The 19,247-nt window shown below is 34.3% G+C and carries 23 protein-coding genes; 15 read left to right on the top strand and 8 right to left on the bottom strand.

Going from position 1 to position 19,247, the window contains the following annotated elements:
- The first annotated feature begins 227 nt into the window (after positions 1-227).
- Positions 228-743, top strand: coding sequence for a tryptophan transporter (locus AC3WJF_RS21400; protein WP_492455846.1), 516 nt, complete (start codon positions 228-230; stop codon positions 741-743).
- Positions 744-783: 40 nt separating this feature from the next.
- Here the strand turns inward: AC3WJF_RS21400 and yhzF are convergent, their stop codons facing one another.
- A complete protein-coding gene (yhzF, locus tag AC3WJF_RS21395) occupies positions 784-975 on the bottom strand; it encodes a membrane protein YhzF (protein ID WP_492455844.1) in 192 nt (63 codons plus the stop codon).
- Between the two features lie 305 nt (positions 976-1,280).
- Between yhzF and AC3WJF_RS21390 the strand changes: the two genes are divergently transcribed.
- Positions 1,281-1,640 (top strand): YtxH domain-containing protein, encoded by a 360-nt coding sequence (locus tag AC3WJF_RS21390; protein WP_492455842.1) that lies wholly within the window; start codon positions 1,281-1,283, stop codon positions 1,638-1,640.
- A 128-nt stretch (positions 1,641-1,768) separates the two neighbouring features.
- Entirely contained in the window at positions 1,769-2,341 is a 573-nt protein-coding gene (locus AC3WJF_RS21385) for an HTH-type transcriptional regulator Hpr (RefSeq protein ID WP_492455840.1), read from the top strand.
- Here AC3WJF_RS21385 and AC3WJF_RS21380 read toward each other — a convergent pair.
- The gene (locus AC3WJF_RS21380) at positions 2,338-2,670 is read right to left on the bottom strand and encodes a DUF1878 family protein (RefSeq protein WP_492455838.1); all 333 of its coding nucleotides are present in this window, start codon (positions 2,668-2,670) and stop codon (positions 2,338-2,340) included. The two genes, AC3WJF_RS21385 and AC3WJF_RS21380, sit on opposite strands and share 4 nt — an antisense overlap.
- Before the next feature lie 372 nt (positions 2,671-3,042).
- Between AC3WJF_RS21380 and AC3WJF_RS21375 the strand changes: the two genes are divergently transcribed.
- A complete protein-coding gene (locus AC3WJF_RS21375; RefSeq protein ID WP_055740867.1) occupies positions 3,043-3,222 on the top strand; it encodes a hypothetical protein in 180 nt (59 codons plus the stop codon).
- A gap of 125 nt (positions 3,223-3,347) precedes the next feature.
- Here AC3WJF_RS21375 and AC3WJF_RS21370 read toward each other — a convergent pair whose 3' ends face one another.
- Positions 3,348-3,440 (bottom strand): YjcZ family sporulation protein, encoded by a 93-nt coding sequence (locus AC3WJF_RS21370; RefSeq protein ID WP_492455836.1) that lies wholly within the window; start codon positions 3,438-3,440, stop codon positions 3,348-3,350.
- Between the two features lie 83 nt (positions 3,441-3,523).
- Positions 3,524-3,607 (bottom strand): YjcZ family sporulation protein, encoded by an 84-nt coding sequence (locus AC3WJF_RS21365; RefSeq protein ID WP_492455849.1) that lies wholly within the window; start codon positions 3,605-3,607, stop codon positions 3,524-3,526.
- A gap of 416 nt (positions 3,608-4,023) precedes the next feature.
- On the opposite strand from AC3WJF_RS21365, the gene AC3WJF_RS21360 reads away from it, so the two are divergent.
- Entirely contained in the window at positions 4,024-4,920 is an 897-nt protein-coding gene (locus AC3WJF_RS21360) for a peptidylprolyl isomerase (RefSeq protein WP_492455834.1), read from the top strand.
- Positions 4,921-5,054: 134 nt separating this feature from the next.
- On the opposite strand, the gene AC3WJF_RS21355 is transcribed toward AC3WJF_RS21360, so the two are convergent.
- Both AC3WJF_RS21355 and AC3WJF_RS21350 read right to left on the bottom strand, forming a co-directional pair.
- Entirely contained in the window at positions 5,055-5,240 is a 186-nt protein-coding gene (locus tag AC3WJF_RS21355) for a sporulation YhaL family protein (protein ID WP_492455832.1), read from the bottom strand.
- Between the two features lie 131 nt (positions 5,241-5,371).
- Positions 5,372-6,571 (bottom strand): M20 family metallopeptidase, encoded by a 1,200-nt coding sequence (locus AC3WJF_RS21350; protein ID WP_492455847.1) that lies wholly within the window; start codon positions 6,569-6,571, stop codon positions 5,372-5,374.
- A gap of 361 nt (positions 6,572-6,932) precedes the next feature.
- Between AC3WJF_RS21350 and liaF the strand changes: the two genes are divergently transcribed.
- The 3 genes from liaF (at position 6,933) to AC3WJF_RS21335 (ending at position 9,577) form a co-directional block, all read left to right on the top strand.
- Positions 6,933-7,703: a cell wall-active antibiotics response protein LiaF gene (gene liaF / locus AC3WJF_RS21345; protein WP_492455830.1), complete on the top strand. Its 771-nt coding sequence runs from the start codon at positions 6,933-6,935 to the stop codon at positions 7,701-7,703.
- 16 nt (positions 7,704-7,719) lie between these two features.
- The gene (locus AC3WJF_RS21340) at positions 7,720-8,748 is read left to right on the top strand and encodes a sensor histidine kinase (RefSeq protein WP_492455828.1); all 1,029 of its coding nucleotides are present in this window, start codon (positions 7,720-7,722) and stop codon (positions 8,746-8,748) included.
- Between the two features lie 184 nt (positions 8,749-8,932).
- Entirely contained in the window at positions 8,933-9,577 is a 645-nt protein-coding gene (locus AC3WJF_RS21335) for a response regulator (protein ID WP_492455826.1), read from the top strand.
- A gap of 32 nt (positions 9,578-9,609) precedes the next feature.
- Here the strand turns inward: AC3WJF_RS21335 and AC3WJF_RS21330 are convergent, their stop codons facing one another.
- The gene (locus tag AC3WJF_RS21330; protein WP_492455824.1) at positions 9,610-10,107 is read right to left on the bottom strand and encodes an antibiotic biosynthesis monooxygenase family protein; all 498 of its coding nucleotides are present in this window, start codon (positions 10,105-10,107) and stop codon (positions 9,610-9,612) included.
- A 320-nt stretch (positions 10,108-10,427) separates the two neighbouring features.
- Between AC3WJF_RS21330 and hemE the strand changes: the two genes are divergently transcribed.
- The 4 genes from hemE (at position 10,428) to AC3WJF_RS21310 (ending at position 15,410) form a co-directional block, all read left to right on the top strand.
- Positions 10,428-11,480 carry a uroporphyrinogen decarboxylase gene (hemE, locus tag AC3WJF_RS21325; RefSeq protein WP_492455822.1) on the top strand — a complete coding sequence of 351 codons (1,053 nt, stop codon included), beginning with the start codon at positions 10,428-10,430 and terminating at the stop codon, positions 11,478-11,480.
- Positions 11,481-11,485: 5 nt separating this feature from the next.
- Positions 11,486-12,418, top strand: coding sequence for a ferrochelatase (hemH, locus tag AC3WJF_RS21320; RefSeq protein ID WP_492455820.1), 933 nt, complete (start codon positions 11,486-11,488; stop codon positions 12,416-12,418).
- A gap of 150 nt (positions 12,419-12,568) precedes the next feature.
- Positions 12,569-13,141 (top strand): TetR/AcrR family transcriptional regulator, encoded by a 573-nt coding sequence (locus AC3WJF_RS21315; RefSeq protein WP_492455818.1) that lies wholly within the window; start codon positions 12,569-12,571, stop codon positions 13,139-13,141.
- Between the two features lie 73 nt (positions 13,142-13,214).
- A complete protein-coding gene (locus AC3WJF_RS21310; protein WP_492455816.1) occupies positions 13,215-15,410 on the top strand; it encodes a YhgE/Pip family protein in 2,196 nt (731 codons plus the stop codon).
- A gap of 30 nt (positions 15,411-15,440) precedes the next feature.
- Here the strand turns inward: AC3WJF_RS21310 and AC3WJF_RS21305 are convergent, their stop codons facing one another.
- Positions 15,441-16,019: an SCO family protein gene (locus tag AC3WJF_RS21305; RefSeq protein ID WP_492455814.1), complete on the bottom strand. Its 579-nt coding sequence runs from the start codon at positions 16,017-16,019 to the stop codon at positions 15,441-15,443.
- 355 nt (positions 16,020-16,374) lie between these two features.
- Here AC3WJF_RS21305 and AC3WJF_RS21300 point away from each other — a divergent pair, with 355 nt between their 5' ends.
- The 3 genes from AC3WJF_RS21300 (at position 16,375) to lplA (ending at position 18,894) form a co-directional block, all read left to right on the top strand.
- Positions 16,375-16,803: a FixH family protein gene (locus AC3WJF_RS21300; RefSeq protein WP_492455812.1), complete on the top strand. Its 429-nt coding sequence runs from the start codon at positions 16,375-16,377 to the stop codon at positions 16,801-16,803.
- Between the two features lie 336 nt (positions 16,804-17,139).
- Positions 17,140-17,874: an MBL fold metallo-hydrolase gene (locus AC3WJF_RS21295; protein WP_492455810.1), complete on the top strand. Its 735-nt coding sequence runs from the start codon at positions 17,140-17,142 to the stop codon at positions 17,872-17,874.
- A gap of 30 nt (positions 17,875-17,904) precedes the next feature.
- Positions 17,905-18,894 carry a lipoate--protein ligase gene (lplA, locus tag AC3WJF_RS21290; protein ID WP_492455808.1) on the top strand — a complete coding sequence of 330 codons (990 nt, stop codon included), beginning with the start codon at positions 17,905-17,907 and terminating at the stop codon, positions 18,892-18,894.
- Positions 18,895-19,247 lie beyond the last annotated feature (353 nt).

Raw genomic sequence — 19,247 nt, 5'->3', positions numbered from 1 at the left:
AGATAATTCCGCCAAACCCAGAGATAATTCCGCCAAACCCAGAGATAATTCCACCAAACCCAGAGATAATTCCGATAAACTGCCAAAGCCACAATTAGTTCTACTAACCAAATTTTCCCCTTTCATTCCTGAAAAGATATATGATAAAATATAATTAACTTTCGCTGCTGGCAAAGAGTGCACAGTAGGAGAGAAAATAGAAGAGAACAGTTGAGGAGAGATGAGAAATGAATACGAAATCACTTGTAAGCATGGCACTGCTTATAGGAATAGGCACTGTGCTGCACACTTTTATTCCGGGGATTATTTTTAATATGAAGCCGGATATGATGTTAACTATGATGTTCCTTGGAATTATGTTATTTCCGGAAAAGAAAAATGTTTTATTATTAGGTGCGTTAACTGGGATTATTTCAGGATTAACCACTAGTTTCCCTGGAGGACTTGTTCCAAATATCATTGATAAGTTAATGACATCCTTTATTTTCTTTGGACTTTATATTTTATTATCCAAGAAAAGCTTTTCTGTTATGAAAGCAATTGTATTAACGGTTATCGGTACGATTATTTCAGGTACAGTATTTTTAACTTCGGCATTACTGCTTGTCGGTTTGCCAGGCCCTTTTCTAGTATTATATGTAACAGTTTTAGTAGGGGCATTGTTTAATGCTGTTGCGATGACAATTCTTTATCCAATCGTACAAACAGTATTAAGAAGAACTCACATGATCAAAAACGCTTAATAATATAAACATATGGCCCCATATTTTGGGGCCATTTTAGTTAGAAAATCCACAAACATATGAAACCAACTAAACCAAACAATAAGCCTCCATATCCCATCCATTTAATCCTTTGTTTTAAAACCCTTTTCGGTGGATAAAAACCTGGTTGTAAATGCTTAAAAATATTCAATCCCGTCCCTGCTAGCAAAAGAATACTAATGAAAAAGAAGAAAAAAGTGATTGCAGCCATCCCCTTCCTCTAAAAGAATACGATTAGTAAGTCCTACAAATACAATATGCTACACGAATACCAGTCATGATTTATAATCAAGTATATAGGGCATAAAAATAGAAATTGTACAAGTTGTGGGTAGATGTTTTTTCTCCGCTGAGCTTTTTTGTAGGTGTGAACCAGAAATAGAAGAGGAATCACCGATTTACATAATGATTCTAATTTGATGTTTATTATCTAACATATTAAAAATAGGTAAAATTTTTTAGAAGTTGTACTATATCTGTTATAATAATGACTAGAAACAAACAGAGGTGAATACGATGAATAAAAGAACTTTAGCTTATGGATTTCTATTTGGCAGTGTTGCAGGTGCTATTACTGCCTTGTTAGCAGCCCCTACCTCAGGAAAGGAACTTCGGTTTCAATTGAAAGAAAGGGCGGATGACTTGGCGGGAAAATTAGAGGATATCAAAATAAATCTTTCCCGATTAAAAAATTCGTTTTCTAAATTATCAGGAGAAGGTAGAGAAATAGCAATAGAGATTATTCACGATATTAAATCATCCATAAACGAATGGCAAAAAGAAATAGAACCATCTAAGCAATCACTTTTCAATGAATTAAAAGAAATCCAAAAAACAATTGAAGAATTAGAATTAAAAACGAATAAAAATGCTTAAAAAACTCCGTTATTAATGGGGTTTTTTTAATTTCCAGCACTGTTTCAAAAAATTTCGCCAATTTACATCTTTATTAATTTTTGTTTTATTGGCATAATGTTATTAAAGAGATAAAAGTGGGTGAAATAATGACAGGGGACCAGTATTCAATTAAAGAAGCTTTGCTTTTTAGCCAAAGAATTGCACAATTAAGTAAGGCGTTGTGGAAAACAGTAGAAAAGGATTGGCAGCAATGGATTAAGCCCTATGATTTGAATATTAATGAACACCATATTTTATGGATTGCCTACCATCTTAATGGTGCATCGATTTCAGATGTAGCAAAGTTTGGGGTAATGCATGTTTCGACCGCTTTCAATTTTTCAAAAAAATTAGAGGAAAGAGGTTTATTGCAATTCTCCAAAAAGGAAAATGATAAAAGAAATACGTATATTCAAATTACGAAGGAAGGGGAAGAAATATTATTAAGCTTAATGGAATCTTTCACCCCATCCAATCATGCTATTTTTCAAGGTGCCGATCCAATTCGAAACCTTTACGGTAAATTTCCAGAATTTATTGAACTTATGGCTGTGATACGAAATATTTATGGGGAAGATTTTGTGAAGATTTTCGAGAAATCTTTCCATAATATTGAAACAGAATTTATTGAGGATGATGGAAAAATTAAAAAGTTATCTCTACAGAATGAGCATTCTTAAGTAATATTTTTCTTTAAAACATACATTAATTCGGGATATAGATTTTGATCTATACATGCGAGTATTACTTCTTTAGGTTGTAGTTTAGGATGTAGTCTTTCCTTGAAATTTGCATAAAGCGGAGAAAAGAATACAAATTTATCCGCTTTTTGTTCTTCATATTCTTTGCTCAAATTTTCACAAAGGTTAAAGAATTGTGCAACATCTTCCTCGGTTAACTGATGTTCAATGATTAAATGAAAAAATGCAAAACCTTCTTTTTTTGACATTTGGATAAGTAATGATTGATAATATTCCATTCTTTTCAGTCGTTCCTCAAAATTCTCCATTTCCCAACCTCATTAGTTTTTTCGTATTTTATCCTATAAAAAAGTATAAGCTCTTCCTTAAATAAATTATATAATAAGTCTGTCTATGTATAGTTCCAGGTGAAATTTGTACTTCAATTTCAATAGCGCCAAATCGTCTAGTGGAATTCATCCTCACTCTAAAGAGCAAGGCATTTCCACTTTTCTTATAAGCATATATCTACTTCCAAAAATTTTATACATTTCAACCATGATTTACAACATATTTTATTTGCTTGTTCCATGTGTAAAATAGATAATTGATTTATTGGTTCATCGTAAGGCTATTTTCATCTATCTTTTTTAGTGAAATTTTGATATCCTAATTTATAGGAGATATGGGGAGGGGTTTGGATGATCTCCATTTTTATTATTTTTGCTGTGTTTATTCTGTATTCCTTTAATAGTTTGACCAATTCACTTTGCATTCAAAAAGAAATTCCAGAAGATCGCCAGCCAAAGGTTTTCATGACCATTAATATACTGATAACTATTTTGTTGGTTTCTTCTTATGTAGAAATTATTACTGCTTAATCACAACGTTGAGCAGATGATAAATCAAAAAAACATAATCATTCCTATTCTATAGCAGGAATAAAAACATTTTGTACATAAAAATTAGTCAGGCTGCTTGATAATAGCCTGACCTTTTCTGTTTTTTAATACATCCATGCTGCACCAATAATGACGAGTAATATAAATAACACTACCAGCAATGCAAAGCCAGATCCATATGCGCCACCGGACATCATTATCACCTCCCCTAGTGGTTCTGTTCTATATTTTTCCTAACCATTTCATATCGTTAAGGCATTCGTCTAATTGTCATCTACTTCTAATAAAGGTAAGCTGCACCTATAATAACTAGAAGGATAAAAAGCACGACAATTAAAGCGAAACCGCCACCTGCAAAGTTCATTATTGAATACCTCCCTTTTTCTTTCCCTTTATGTTATGTGCATTTGACCATTTGGTGTAGAACAAATGCCTATAAATAACACAGAAAGTCTGAAATTTACCCACATCATCCGTTGAAGTTTTATTGTAAAAATATGAATATACATTAGAAATCCATTAGAATTCTGATAATATGTTTCTTTTCTCACAAGAATTGTGTTATAGTATGATTTGTAGATTTTTATGAAGGATAAGAGGATAATCTGTTAATACTTTTTTAAGAAAAGAAAGGTAACATAGATTATGTTATGATAGTATACATATTAATGCACTCTTACCAAAAATAGGATTCCTTCATAAGTTAAGATGGCAGGGATACATTCAAAATCCCTTAATATTTGTATACCGAAGATAATTACAGTTGGGAGTTGTTTACGAATGAAGAAATGGGTACTGTCCCTTACATTGGCGGCAAGTATGGTTGGACTAGCTGCTTGTGGTAGTAATGGTAGCGGTAATGATGTAGTTGTTAAAACAAAAGCTGGTAATATCACTCAAAATGAACTTTATACCGCTTTAAAAGATAAATACGGTGAGCAAGTTCTACAACAGCTTATTTTTGAAAAAGTATTATCTAAAAAATATAAGGTTTCATCTAAAGATGTCGATAAGCAAGTTCAAGCTGCCAAAGATCAGCTAGGAGATCAATTTGATTCTGCCTTACAACAATATGGTTATAAGGATGAGCAAGATTTTCGCAATACACTTAAGGTAGGACTTCTTGAAGAAAAAGCAGCAACTAAAGATGTTAAAGTTACGGATAAAGAGCTTAAAGACTATTACGATAAAAATGTAAAACCAGATATTAGAGCTCGTCATATCTTAGTAAAAGACAAAAAAACTGCTGATGAAATCGAGAAGAAATTAAAAGAAGGACAAAAATTCGAAGACTTAGCGAAGAAATATTCTACTGATACTGGTTCTGCCGAAAAAGGCGGGGATCTTGGTTGGTTTGGTCCTGGCAAAATGGTTTCTGAATTTGAAAATGCTGCATATGCACTAAAACTAAACGAAATCAGTAAGCCGGTTAAATCAGAGTATGGATATCACATTATTCAGTTAACTGGTGAGAAGAAAAAAGAATCATTTGAGAAAATGAAAAAGCAAATTACTCAAGAAGTGAAATCGCAAAAAGTGGATCAAACAGCAATTACGAAAGCATTGAAAACCGAAATCAAAGATGCAAATGTTAAAATTAATGATAAAGATCTAAAAGGTGTATTAGATAATGTATTAAATGCTGACACATCTGGCACTGGAACTTCTACTAAATAATGAATAAAAAAGGGACAAGGTTGAATTTCACCTTGTCCCTTAATTTTATGAAAGAATAAGTTTATTATCATTTAAATTATTAAACAAGCTTAGTCTCTGGCTAGCGAAGCAGCTACCGGATAATGGATTTCTAATTATCCTATATCCTTTACTTGTTCCCTTCGTGCTTTCTCATCCAACATTCTATCAATATATTCTTCGCCTTCTTTTTCAATCCATTCCATTTCCTGATCCCGGTCCTCTTTAGCTGTTTTTACAGCCATGAAAGCACTGATCACAATTCCTGCTATAACGAAATAAATCCAAATCGGCAATGACATGTGCTAATCCCCTTCCTACAGTTTGTCCATTTCTACATTGTATGAGCATTTTTATTTATTATGTATTAAAAAAATGAAAATGAAAAAATCTCCCAAAGTGAGGAGATTTTTTGAATTGAATATTCCCATTATTATTTTACTGCGAATTCGGAACTATCCATATCTTGATAATTTAAAGCTGCTGATCCAAGTGTTTTTGCAGCAATAAGCATGGCTTTTTCATTTATATCAAATTTAGGATGGTGATGTGGGTACGGAGTTTCAATACCATCAGGCTTTGCACCAGTAAAGAAAAATGTTCCTCTGACATGCTGCAAGTAGTAGGCGAAATCCTCACCACCCATTTCCGGTTCTGCTTCATGAATAGCTTTTATGTCATTAACCTGTTTTGCTGACGATACGAGAAAGTCTGTTTCCACATCATGATTGACAACTGCCGGGTACCCGCGATCATAGAGATACTCATATGTGCAATCAGATGCATAGCATGTACCTTTAATCACTTTTTCTATTTCTGCTTCTATAAAATCACGAACATCTTCATTAAATGTACGAACCGTTCCAATGATTTTAGCGGAATCAGCAATCACATTAAAGGCATTATTAGCAACAAAGGAACCTACAGATAATACCGCAGAATCGATTGGATTCACTCTACGACTAACAATTTGTTGTAAGTTTAAAACTAACTGAGAAGCGATAACAATAGCATCCTTTGTCTTATGTGGTTGTGCACCATGCCCACCAAAGCCTTGAATCGTAATTTCAAAACGGTCTGCTGCAGCCATAATAGGTCCCTTTCGAAAGGTGATTTCCCCACATGGAACAGGTGACCATAAATGAGTTCCAAATATTACATCGACACCATCTAAGCAGCCATCTTTAATCATAGAAATGGCTCCACCTGGTGCATACTCTTCAGCGTGCTGATGGATCATGACATATTCTCCGGCAAGATCGTCCTTGAATTCGTTTAATGTTTTCGCTAGGACAAGAAGGGTAGCTGTGTGACCATCGTGGCCACAGGCATGCATGACACCTGGAACAAGTGATTTATATGGAACTTCATTTTCTTCTTGAATAGGAAGAGCATCGAAATCTGCACGCAATGCAACTGTCTTTCCTGGTTTGGTTCCTTTTATTCTTGCAACAACGCCATTTCCGCCAACGTTTTCTTTAATATCAATGCCAAGTTTTTTATAGTAATCAGCTATGTACTTAGCCGTATTCACCTCTTTGAAGGATAATTCAGGATGTTGGTGTAAGTATTGTCTAATCTCAACCATTTCTGGATAGGATTCATCAAGTATTGAAAAAAGTTTTTGCGAAATCATATTAGCAACCCCTTATCATCAATTATTTCTATTATTATATCATTTTTCGTAAATAGAAATATTCTATTTACGAAAAATTAGAAATTCAAAGCTTACTATTATTCATATATAATGGAAATATAAAATAGCTGTAAAAAATGAGGTATTTACTTTAGAATGGGATATACGTTTACGGACAAAGATTCTAAGCATTGCGGTTATGTTATGAAAAATATCCGTCTTAAGACGGAGACGAGATATATCGATTGGACCTTTAAAAGGTTGATAATAAAATAATATACTATTATAAAGAGAAATAAAGGATTTTGTCTTTTTTTCTCGAATTTATTTAGTGAGATTGAAAAGGCGGCGAAGTATTTTGATTTTTTCTGCGATTTTACTTGTAATTGGGATAGCCCTACTTCTTATAAATATCGGTGTCATTTCCTTGGAAATGAAAGAGCTTTTTGTCATGTTTGTACCGATTTTGTTTGTTTTTGCCGGATTATTGTATTTTATACAAGGCATTCGTAGGAAATCATCGGGATCTATTTTCCTCTGTTTATTTTTCATTCTATATGGATCTTTATTGGAGTTAGATCATTATAAAATAGTCCATTTCACATATGGTGACTGGTGGAAACTGTGGCCGATATTTTTTATTTATTTAGCTATTAAAAAAATATTTTTCAAAGAAAAAGTGAAGTTCAAATTAGAAGCAGATTTCAGTGATAATGATTTTGAAGATTTAAAAAAACATAAGAAAAAATATAAAAAAAAGTATGAAAAAAGTTTCACCCTCATAGGGGATATGGAATTTAATAAGCAAAATTGGCCTTTAAAGTCTATGGACTTGCATAATTTAATTGGAGACTATTATTTTGACTTTAACAAAGCTTTCATACCTGAAGAAGAGACAACTATTACGATTAAAAGTCGAATTGGTGATGTGAAAATGCTTATTCCAGAGGATATTCCGATTCGAATCAAAACAAAAATATCGATTGGCGATATCCGCCTTTTTGAAATGAATTCTTCAGGAACAAAACCACAATTGGTATTTGAATCTCCTAATTATCATGACTCTATTAAGAAAATTGATATCTTCATTGATGTGGGAATAGGTGACATTAGAATTGATCGTGTATAGGGAAGGGGGAGAATCGTTGCAAAGGTTTTTAAGTATCCGTTTTTGGTTTATTCGTAATTTCCTGACTATGGCTGTTATTTGTAGTTTACTTTATTTTGTAGGGCTGCAATTTTATTTATTAATAAATCATGAAGCGGAATTAACTACAAGGAATATTCTTTTCCTTTCGCTATTTATGTTTATAATATTTGCGATTTTAAGTATTTATTTTGGTTTTCGAAGTGGAAGATCGTTTTTAAGGAAATTAGACGATGTATTGTCCTTTGTCTCTATTTTGCGAAGTGGGAAATATTCAGCACGTATTGAAAATTATGAACAGGATGAAATTGGGCTTATTCTTGACGAAATGAACCAGCTTGCGGCATATATTCAGGACCAAGTTCGTTCTTTGCAAAGGCTTGCTGATGAAAAGACGGAATTAGTGGATAAGGCACATCAAGCTGCTGTCATGGAGGAACGGCAACGGCTGGCAAGGGATTTACATGATTCTGTAAGTCAGCAGTTGTTTGCACTTGGGATGTTATCTTCAGCAGCGTTAAGAACAGTTACGAAAGATCCAGATGAAACTGAAAAATTGTTAAAGCAAGTGGCTGGAATATCAGTCAAAGCTCAAGGAGAAATGCGCGCACTCCTGTTGCATTTACGTCCTATTGATTTAAAAGGCGATACATTGGAAGAGGGAATCTATAAGTTAGTTAGAGAATTAAAGGAAAAAACAAACCTTGATATTGAAAGCAGTATTAAGGATTTGGAAAACTTGTCAAAAGCAATTGAAGAGCATGTATTTCGAATTGTCCAAGAGGCACTCTCCAACATTTTAAGACATGCACACGCAACGAAGGTAAGAATAACTTTAGAAGTGACGAAAGACCATTTGCATTTGTATATTAGTGATAATGGGGATGGTTTTAGTGTAGAACGTAAGTCAATCACTTCATATGGCTTACAAACGATGCGAGAACGCTGTGAAGAATTAGGAGGAGTGTTTCAAATTCGCTCCAAAGAGAATGAGGGTACATATATTAATATTCGAATACCTTTATAATGTAGTTTTAAATAAATTCTTACTTTTCGTAATTTGTATTAAAACTAAATTAGACTAGGTTTCAGGGCGTCTTTTCTTAAAAAGGATATCCATTTCTCAGCAGAATGAGGAAGTTTAATGATGTTCTTTTACAAAGTCAATAAAGCTTAAGAAAAGAGCCTTTCGTATGGAAGGGGGAATAAGGATGGAAAAGGTAAAAGTAATGATAGTAGATGATCATGAAATGGTTAGATTAGGAATTCGTTCGTATTTATTAACAGAAGATGGCATAGATCTTATAGCGGAGGCAAGTTCTGGCGGGGAAGCTGCAAAGCTAGCGAAAAAGTATATGCCCCAAGTGATTTTAATGGATTTACTTATGGAGGATGGTACTGGAATCGATGCGACAAAGGAAATCTTAACGTTTTTGCCAGACTGCAAAATAATTATTTTAACAAGTTTTTATGACGATGAACAAGTATTCCCTGCAATTGAAGCTGGTGCGCATAGCTATTTATTAAAAACATCTCGGGCTGAAGAAGTAACAGCAGCCATTTATAAAGCTGTTAAAGGTGAATCTGTAATCGAGCCAAAAGTAGCGCATAAAATGATGAATCGATTTAGAGGGAACGCTAAGCAACCACATGATGATTTAACAGAACGAGAAGTTGAAGTGCTGAAATGCATAGGAGATGGCATGACAAATCAGGAAATAAGTGATTTCTTATACATTGGAGTAAAAACGGTAAAGACTCATGTCAGCAATATATTAAGTAAGTTAGGGGTATCAGATCGTACCCAAGCGGCGATTTATGCGAATCGTCATAATATCGTTTTATCCCAAAAATAAGGAGCCTTGATTGGCTCTTCATCGTTTTATCTCTATTCTTCATCTGGAATAATATATTGTGTAAAATAAGCGGGGCCTGAAAAAATACTTTTGAATTCTGAAATGGAATCGGTTTTTTGGGCTTTTTCGTATGAATATGAGTGTTTCCAATCAGAATATGCCTTCTCATTCTCCCATAACGTAAATTCTACATATGTATCACCTTTTAATGGACGGAGCAAGCGGATAGCGTGAAATCCCTTGATTTGACTTATAGACGGTATTCTTTCTTTAAAACGATATTCAAAAACTGGTCTGCCCTCATCTGTTACTGGCACATTATTAAATACAGCAAGTCCTTTATTAACTAGCTCTCCTGATCCATCTACTACTTCGTATTTGCGTGGCACTTCAAATACTGACTTTTTCGCTGTTTCGTGTAATAATAAGGAATTTTGTCCGTTTTGCATAAGAATCAATAACTCTTCTGGATATTTTGCTTTTATTTTTTCCAAAAAATCATACGTTCCAGTGGTCATATATACATTCATTTAATCACCTCAGGTTATCTCATCCACAGTATTTTCTTTATTATACCCATTCCCGCGATGAAAAAGTATAAACAAATAATGATCTCTTTATAAAAATGTTGGTTGTACTCCTAGGATAAGCCCTAGATGTGCCGAATAACAACGAAAGATAAGTTTTATGATAGAATAGATTTCTATATATAATTAAGGAAGAATTTATGACAATTCACTGTGATTACTATACTTTTAAGTGTAAAACGACTATAGTAAAAACAGACTAATAACAGACGAATACATAAACAAGTAAGAGATTGTATGCTTGAAAGGTGGCCATTTTGTAGATGACTAAAATAACAAACGATGCTCTCATAAAAGCGGCAAGAGGTGAAAAAACAAATCATGTACCTGTATGGTATATGAGGCAAGCCGGACGTTCTCAACCTGAATACCGTGCACTAAAGGAGAAATATTCCTTATTTGAAATTACCCATCAGCCTGAGCTGTGTGCATATGTAACAAGACTTCCTGTTGAACAATACAATGTTGATGCAGCAATTTTATATAAAGATATTATGACACCACTACCTTCCATTGGTGTTGATGTGGAAATAAAGTCTGGGATTGGTCCAGTCATTAATAATCCTATTAGGACAGTTAGCGATGTAGAAAAGCTAGGAGAAATTCATCCGGAAGAAGACGTTCCATATGTTTTGGATACTATAAAGCTGTTAACACAAGAACAATTAACTGTACCGCTAATTGGATTTGCAGGTGCACCATTTACTGTGTCTAGTTATATGATTGAAGGGGGACCTTCAAAAGACTATAAAAAAACAAAAGCATTTATGTATACAGAGCCAAAAGCTTGGTTTATGCTAATGGACAAGCTTGCAGAAACGACGATTTCATATGTACGTGCACAAATTAAAGCTGGCGCTAGTGCTATTCAAATTTTTGATTCATGGGTAGGGGCTTTAAACGTAGAAGACTATCGAACATTTATTAAGCCTGTCATGACAAGAATATTTTCAGAGTTAAGAAAGGAAAATGTTCCACTTATCATGTTTGGTGTTGGTGCTAGTCACTTAGCACTAGAATGGAACGACCTTCCATTAGATGTTGTCGGACTTGATTGGCGACTTCCTATTCGTGAAGCCCGCGCTAAAGGAATAAATAAGGCTGTACAAGGAAATTTAGATCCTACCATACTTTTAGCACCTTGGGATGTTTTAGAAGAAAGAGTAAAAAACATTTTGGATCAAGGAATGGAGTTGCCGGGGTATATTTTCAACCTAGGTCATGGTGTATTCCCACAAGTGAATCCAGATGTACTAAAACGACTAACAGCATTTATTCATGAATATAGTGCAATGAAACTAAGTGAAATGAGGTAAGTTAAATGACAAAAAAGAAAGTCGGTCTCCTTGTAATGGCATATGGCACGCCATACAAAGAAGAAGATATTGAACGTTATTACACTCATATTCGTCATGGCAGAAAACCATCTCCGGAAATGTTAGAAGATCTTAGAAGCCGTTATGAAGCTATTGGAGGGATTTCTCCGCTAGCAAAAATAACAGAAGAACAAGCATACGGCTTACAAAATCGCTTGAATGAAATTCAAGATGAGGTGGAATTTAAAGCATACATAGGCTTAAAACATATTGAGCCATTTATTGAAGATGCTGTAAGTCAAATGCATGAAGATGGTATTGAAGAGGCAGTATCACTTGTACTTGCCCCACATTTTTCTACATTCAGTGTTAAATCGTATAATGAAAGAGCGAATGCTGCAGCAGAAAAACTTGGAGGACTGCAAATTACTTCAGTTGAAAGCTGGTACACTGAACCAAAGTTCATTCAATATTGGGTAGATAAAGTAAAGGAAACATATCAAAGTATGAGTGAAGAAAAACGTGGGTCTGCCTGTCTAATTGTTTCAGCACATAGCTTACCGGAAAAAATTCTGCAATACGGCGATCCATATCCTGAGCAACTTAAAGAAACGGCAGAACTTATTACTGAACAAGCTGGAATAACAGATTATGCTATAGGATGGCAAAGTGCTGGAAATACACCTGATCCATGGCTGGGTCCGGATGTACAAGATCTGACACGTGACCTTTTCAAGGAAAATGGCTATAAAGCTTTTGTATATATTCCTGTTGGGTTTGTAGCGGAACATTTAGAAGTACTATATGATAATGATTATGAATGCAAGACAGTAACAGAAGAAATCGGCGCAAGCTATTACCGTCCAGCAATGCCGAATGCAAGACCTGAATTTATTGATGTCTTGGCAACCGTTATATTAAAGCATTTACAAATGTAAAGAATCTCGCTCCTTTTTGGGGCGAATTTTTTATTTCAAAAAAAGCATTTCAGTCCCTTGATTCTCTAAAATGGTTGTGCTATATTATTCCTTGTGATACTAATTGACTGATTTAGTGTTTTGGTCATTTTTTGAAAAGTGGTGAAATCATTGGCAATTGATCGCAGAAAGTTAATTATCGATGCGGCTACTAAATCATTTTCCTTATTTGGTTACAAAGCAACGACCATGGATCAAGTTGCAAAGCTTGCAAATGTCGGAAAGGGAACCATCTATACTTTTTTCAAAAACAAAGAGGAATTATTTTATGAAATCATCACTTCTTTGTTAAAAGAAATGAAAGAGGTAGCGGAACTATGTATGCATTCCGATTTACCTTTTCATGAAAAAGTAGACCATACCCTTTTCAAATTATTGGAATTTCGAAAAAATCATCAATTATACATTAAGCTATTTCAAGAGGAAAGTGATATAGGTACTCCTGAAGTTCAAGAGGTTATGCATCGGATTGAAGATTCCATCCTAAATTATATTCAAAATATTATCATGGAGGCAGTTCAGAGAGGAGAAATTAAAGACTGCAATCCTGAGATTACCGCATTTGTTATTTTAAAGTTATATGTCTCTTTAATTTTTGACTGGGAAAAGCATCATAAGCCGCTTGAGAAGGAAGAAATCTCTAAACTATTTAAATTATACTTATTCCAAGGATTATCAACTTGATGGTCCTAATTTTTCGGATAAAATTGACCGAATGAATAAAACGGTCAATAAATTATAAAGGAGGTAACATGGTATGTTTATCGCTGAATTAAAGAAAATCCTCCGTCATCCAATGCTGTTAATTTCAACATTAGCTATTACATTTGTACCTATTATGTATGCAGGAATGTTTATATGGTCGTTTTGGGATCCATATGGACACTTGGATCGTTTACCTGTGGCCGTTGTAAATAATGACAAAGGTGCTGTATTGGACGGAGATCGTTTAAAGCTAGGAAAGGAGCTAGCGAATAATTTAAAGGACAGTAAGGATTTTGATTTTCAAATTGTAGACAATGAAAAAGCTATGAAAGATCTTAAGGATCAAAAATATTACCTGTTAATTGAGATACCGCAAAACTTTTCCGAAAATGCCACTACTTTAATGGATGATCAGCCAAAAAAATTAGAGCTAAACTATATTCCGAATGAAGGGGCGAATTATTTATCCTCTAAAATTGGCGACTCTGCCATGAAGGAAATCAAGGCATCTGTTTCAAAAGAAGTGACAGCAACTTATGCGGAACAAATCTTTAATAAAATTAAAGATATGGGAAAAGGATACAGCCAGGCAAGTAAAGGTGCATCCTCCTTGTATGATGGAGCAAAAAAACTGGATAACGGATCAAACTCAATGAAAGAAAATCTTGAAACACTTGCATCGAAATCAATTGAATTTCAAAATGGTGTAAATTCAGCTGCAAGTGGTTCCACTGATGTAGCAAATGGTGCATCAGACCTTTCTAATGGTCTTAGTCAGCTTAAAGATGGAAATGATCAGCTTTTAAAAGGTACACTGAGTGCAAGTAAGGGATCTGCTGATTTAGCAGATGGAACAAAACAACTAACAAGCGGATTACAACATGCTGATGACGGTGCAAAAGAACTTGTTTCTAATACAGATAAAATTCATGAAGGCGCTAAAGCTCTTGCAGATAATCTTGGTGCACTTGGAAATGGAGCTACTAAAACAGCAGACGGAGCAAAACAAGTTCATGACGGAATTACCGCCCTTAAGCAACAATTAGAGCCGTTAATGGCGACACTACCAGATCAACAAAAAACAGTCTTACAAGCAGCAATAGATCAATTAGAAAAGGGCAGCAACGATGTTGCAAGTGGTGCGGATCAACTTAGCACATCAACTGGTAAGCTTCAGACTGGTGCAAATACAATTGCTGATTCAGTAAATAAATTAAACGAGGATGGTAACAAACCATTGCAAAATGGTCTAGATACTCTTTTAGCAGGTTCACAGAAATTAACAGAGGGTGCAAATCAATTAAATGACGGTCAAACGCAGTTGCTTCAAGGAATGACTGTATTTAATCAGAAATTAGCTGAGGCTGTTAGCGGTGCAAACTCATTGGCATCTGGAAGTAACCAGCTTAATGCGGGAATTGGGCAATTAGCAGTTGGTGCAAACAAAATAAGTGACGGTACATCTAAATTGGCTGATGGATCAAAAGATTTAAACAGCGGTGCAAACAAGTTAACAGATGGATCAAAAGAGTTAAAGAATAAATTGAGTGATGCCGCAAACAAATCTGGTTCTGTCCATGCTAATCAAAAAACATATGATATGATGGGAAATCCAGTTAAGGTAGATAAACAGGAAGTCAATAAAGTTCCGAATTATGGAACAGGTTTGGCACCATATTTCCTTTCCCTTGGATTGTTCGTTGGAGCATTATTGTTAACCATTGTGTTCAATGTGAAAAACCCTATTATCGCACCGAAAAATGGATTGCTTTTGTTTTCAAGTAAATACGGAGTAATGGCAATGGTAGGTATTATTCAATCGCTTATCGCAGCAGCTATTGTCATCGGTGGTATCGGTCTAGATGTAAAGAGTATACCAGTATTTATCTGTACCGAAATCGTGACAAGCTTAACCTATATGGCTTTGATTCTATGCTTAACCGCAATATTAGGAGATCCTGGACGATTTTTAGCAATCATTATCTTAATCTTACAATTAACAAGTAGTGCGGGAACATTCCCACTTGAGTTATTACCACCTGCTTTGCATCCAGTTCATAATGTATTGCCAATGACATTCTCACTAAATGCTTTTAAAGCAGTCATTTCAACTGGAGATTTTCAAACAGTATGGCATAACTTAGGATTAATGTTTATTTACATGATTGCTTTTATTTTAATCACAATCATTTACTTTACGGTAAAATATAAAAAAGCACATACTATGAAAACAGAACAAGCAGCATAAAAAAAGTTAGGGCAATATGCCCTAACTTTTTTAATCCAAAGCTTTTATATCTTTGATAATCTCATCAAGTTTAAAATTTGCTCCACCTGAATAATCCTTAATGATTTCCCCTTTTTTGTTTATAAGATAAAAGCTTGTTCCGTGAACAACTTGTGTATCGTTTTCCGGTTTTTTTACAAGCTCCTTGAACTTATCCAACGCAAATTTTTCAATATGTGCTTGCGAATATCCTGTTAATAAATGCCATGTAGAAAAGTCTGGTTCGAAATGAGATGCATAATCCTTCATCCTTTTTGGTGTATCAACCTCAGGGTCTACACTGAAAGAAACAAAGTGAACATCATCTAGCCCTTTTTCTTTCGCCTTTTTTTGCAGTTCGCTCATTTGGTAGGTCAACTGCGGACAAATTGTCGTGCAACTAGTAAAAATAAAGTTAGCAACCCAAACCTTCCCTTTTAGGTCCTTCATCCCAAATTTATTTCCGTTTTCATCGGTATAGGTAAAGTTTCCAACTGGATCCCCTTTTTTATTAGTTAAATTACTACAAGCACTGAGACTGATTAAAGATATAATCAATATGAACAATAGAGGTATTTGTAATCGTTTCAATGTATTTATCCTCCAAAAATTTATTTGGCTGTTTTCGTAGAAATTGTTGCTTTTCGTATCTTAATTAAATTCCTAAACATGGCTTCCTATTCTAATACGGAATGAAATATATGTATGAGATGAACGATTATAGAACAACAAAGTATAAGAAAAGAGCTTTTTATTAAGTTGATTTTCCTTCATTATAGACGAAAAAGAATGTAAAAATTGGTTTATGGTCAAATATTCATGAAATGCTCAAAATTATCATAGTGTTTTTTTATGAATAAAATTGTCAACACTTATTAACAAAACATGACTTTTCTCTCTCAAATGTAATGTTACCATATAATATATAAGGTAAGGAGGTATCTTTATGTCAAGAAAAATACTAATTGGAATATTAACATGTATCACAGTCATTGTTTTATCCGCCTGCGGAAGTAATCAATCAAATACATACAATAAAAAAGCTCCAGTAGAGGTAGAAGTAAACTTAGTAATTCCGAACAAAGCAAAGATAAATCAAGAAATACCATTAAAAGCGATAGTGACACAAGGTAATGAAAAAGTGAAAAATGCTGATGATGTTAAATTTCAAATTTGGGAAGGCGACGATATTAACGACAGTAAGTTTCTTGATGCCAAGAACGAAAAAAATGGTACATATTCTGTGAATAACGTGTTTGACCATGATGGAGTGTATCAAGTACAGGTTCACGTTGATGCTAGAGATCAACATGTCATGCCAAAAACTGAAATTACTATAGGTAATCCTAAAACAAAAGATAGTTCTAATAAATAAAGTAATGTAAACTCGTGATAGTTGGTCACGGGTTTTTTTAGTCTAATAAATAATGCCGTTCTCAATAGAATTTGGGTAAAATAGAGAGAGCTGTTTTCGTATAAAATGTTAAAATCAAAAAGCAGATTATAACTTGTTACTTTTCGAATCTTAATCAAATTCCTAATTAGGTTTAGTTTCAGTGGATCTTTTTTTTATGAGATTATAGATTCTAAAGCGAATGAAAAAATAATTAAGATTCACGATACTAAAACAACAAAGTTTAATAAAAGACCTATAGAGAATAATAAAATTGCTAAGAATTCTCAATTAAACTATAATTTTAGGAGGAGTAATATGAAATTAACGGTGATTGGGCAATGGGGAGGATTTCCTAAGGTAAATGAGGCAAGCTCTGGATATTTACTAGAGCATGATCAATATAAAATCCTCATCGATTGCGGAAGTGCAGTATTATCAAAACTGCAAAATTTTATTCAACCTGAAGAACTGAATGCTGTTATTATTTCTCACTATCATCCAGACCATATTGCTGATATCGGTGTACTGCAGCATGCTCTGCTTATCGGAAAGTATATGGATAAAAATATCCAAACATTGTCAATATATGGCCATCAAGAAGACGAACGTGTGTTTGAAACCCTGTCTTTTCAAGATGTAACGAAAGGTGTTCCATATAATCCTAATGATAAGCTACAAATAGGTCCATTTGCGATTACCTTCTTGCAGACAAAGCATCCAGTACCTTGCTATGCAATGAGAATAGAAGTAGAGGATCAAGTGTTTGTCTATACGGCTGATACATCTTACATAGAATCTTTGCATGCATTTTCGAAAGATGCGGACGTCTTACTTTGTGAGTGTAATTTTTATGGAAACATGGATGGTTCTGGGGCGGGGCATATGACAAGCTTTGAGGCAGGAGAACTTGCACAAATAGCTGGAGCAAAGCGTTTAGTTCTCACCCATTTACCACAATTCGGTGACTTGGAACAATTGAAATCAGAGGCAGCTTCGAGATTTTCTGGCGAAGTTACATTAGCCTATTTCGGATTAACGATCCAATTATAATAAGATATATTTGAATTTGGAGTGATAAAAATGTTGTTTATTGATAATAAAGGAATAACCGACCCGCAAATTAATTTAGCGATTGAAGAATACGCTTTAAAAAATTTAGATCCGAATGAAACATACCTTTTATTCTATATAAACCAACCATCTATTATTATTGGAAAAAATCAAAATACGATTGAAGAAATTAATACGGAATATGTGGATAATAACGGAATCATCGTTGTTCGTAGATTATCAGGTGGTGGAGCTGTTTACCATGACCTTGGCAACCTAAATTTTAGCTTCATCACAAAAGATGATGGCGAGAGCTTCCATAACTTTTTGAAATTTACGGAACCTATGACTAAAGCATTGCAAAAATTAGGGGTTAATGCAGAACTCAGCGGCCGTAATGATATTCAAGTGGGTGAACGAAAGATTTCTGGAAACGCACAATTTTCAACAAGAGGCCGTATGTTCAGTCATGGTACATTAATGCTTGATTCGGAGCTTGAAAATGTTGTATCCGCATTGAAAGTGAAGAAAGACAAAATTGAATCAAAAGGTATAAAATCAATTCGAAGCCGCGTGGCGAATATTTCTGAATTTTTAGATCAAAAACTAACAATTGAAGAATTTCGTCAACTTCTTCTAGATTCTATTTTTGAAGGACAAAATCCAATCCCTGAATATAAGCTTACAGAAGAAGATTGGGAAAAAATCCACCAGCTTTCAAAAGAAAGATATCAAAATTGGGATTGGAACTATGGTAAATCACCAAACTTCAATCTTCAGCATTCACATCGTTTCCCTGTCGGTGGCATTGACGTTCGTTTAGATGTAACGAAAGGAACGATAGAAAATTGTAAAATATACGGTGATTTCTTTGGTGTTGGAGACATTACAGAAATCGAGAACAAACTTACAGGTGTTCGTTATGAACGAAATGAAATTGAAAAAGCATTAGAAAACATTGATGTGAAGCATTATTTCGGTAATATAACGAAAGACGAACTTGTAAACTTAATATATTAATTTTTTGTGACCCTTTCACTTGTGAGAGGGTTTTTATGTTGGATAGTGGTGGATTGCCGAAAATCTAGGTAAATCTCCAAAAAAAGCGAAGAAACCTCCCAACAAATGAAGGAAGTCTCCCAACTCAAAGAGGAGTTCCGAAAAACTAAGGGGAATCGCCTAAAAAAGTGAAGAAACCTCCCAACAAATGAAGGAAGTCTCCCAACATTCGAAGGAAGTCTCCCAACTAACGAAGGAAACCTCCAAACTCAAAGGGGAGTTCCGAAAAACTAAGGAGAATCGCCTAAAAAAGTGAAGAAACCTCCCAACAATTGAAAGAAGTCTCCCAATCTTCACAGGAAACCTTCTGATGT

The organism is Heyndrickxia sp. FW510-T9 (genome assembly GCF_058781025.1).
This window is presented reverse-complemented; position numbering and strand designations above follow the sequence as displayed.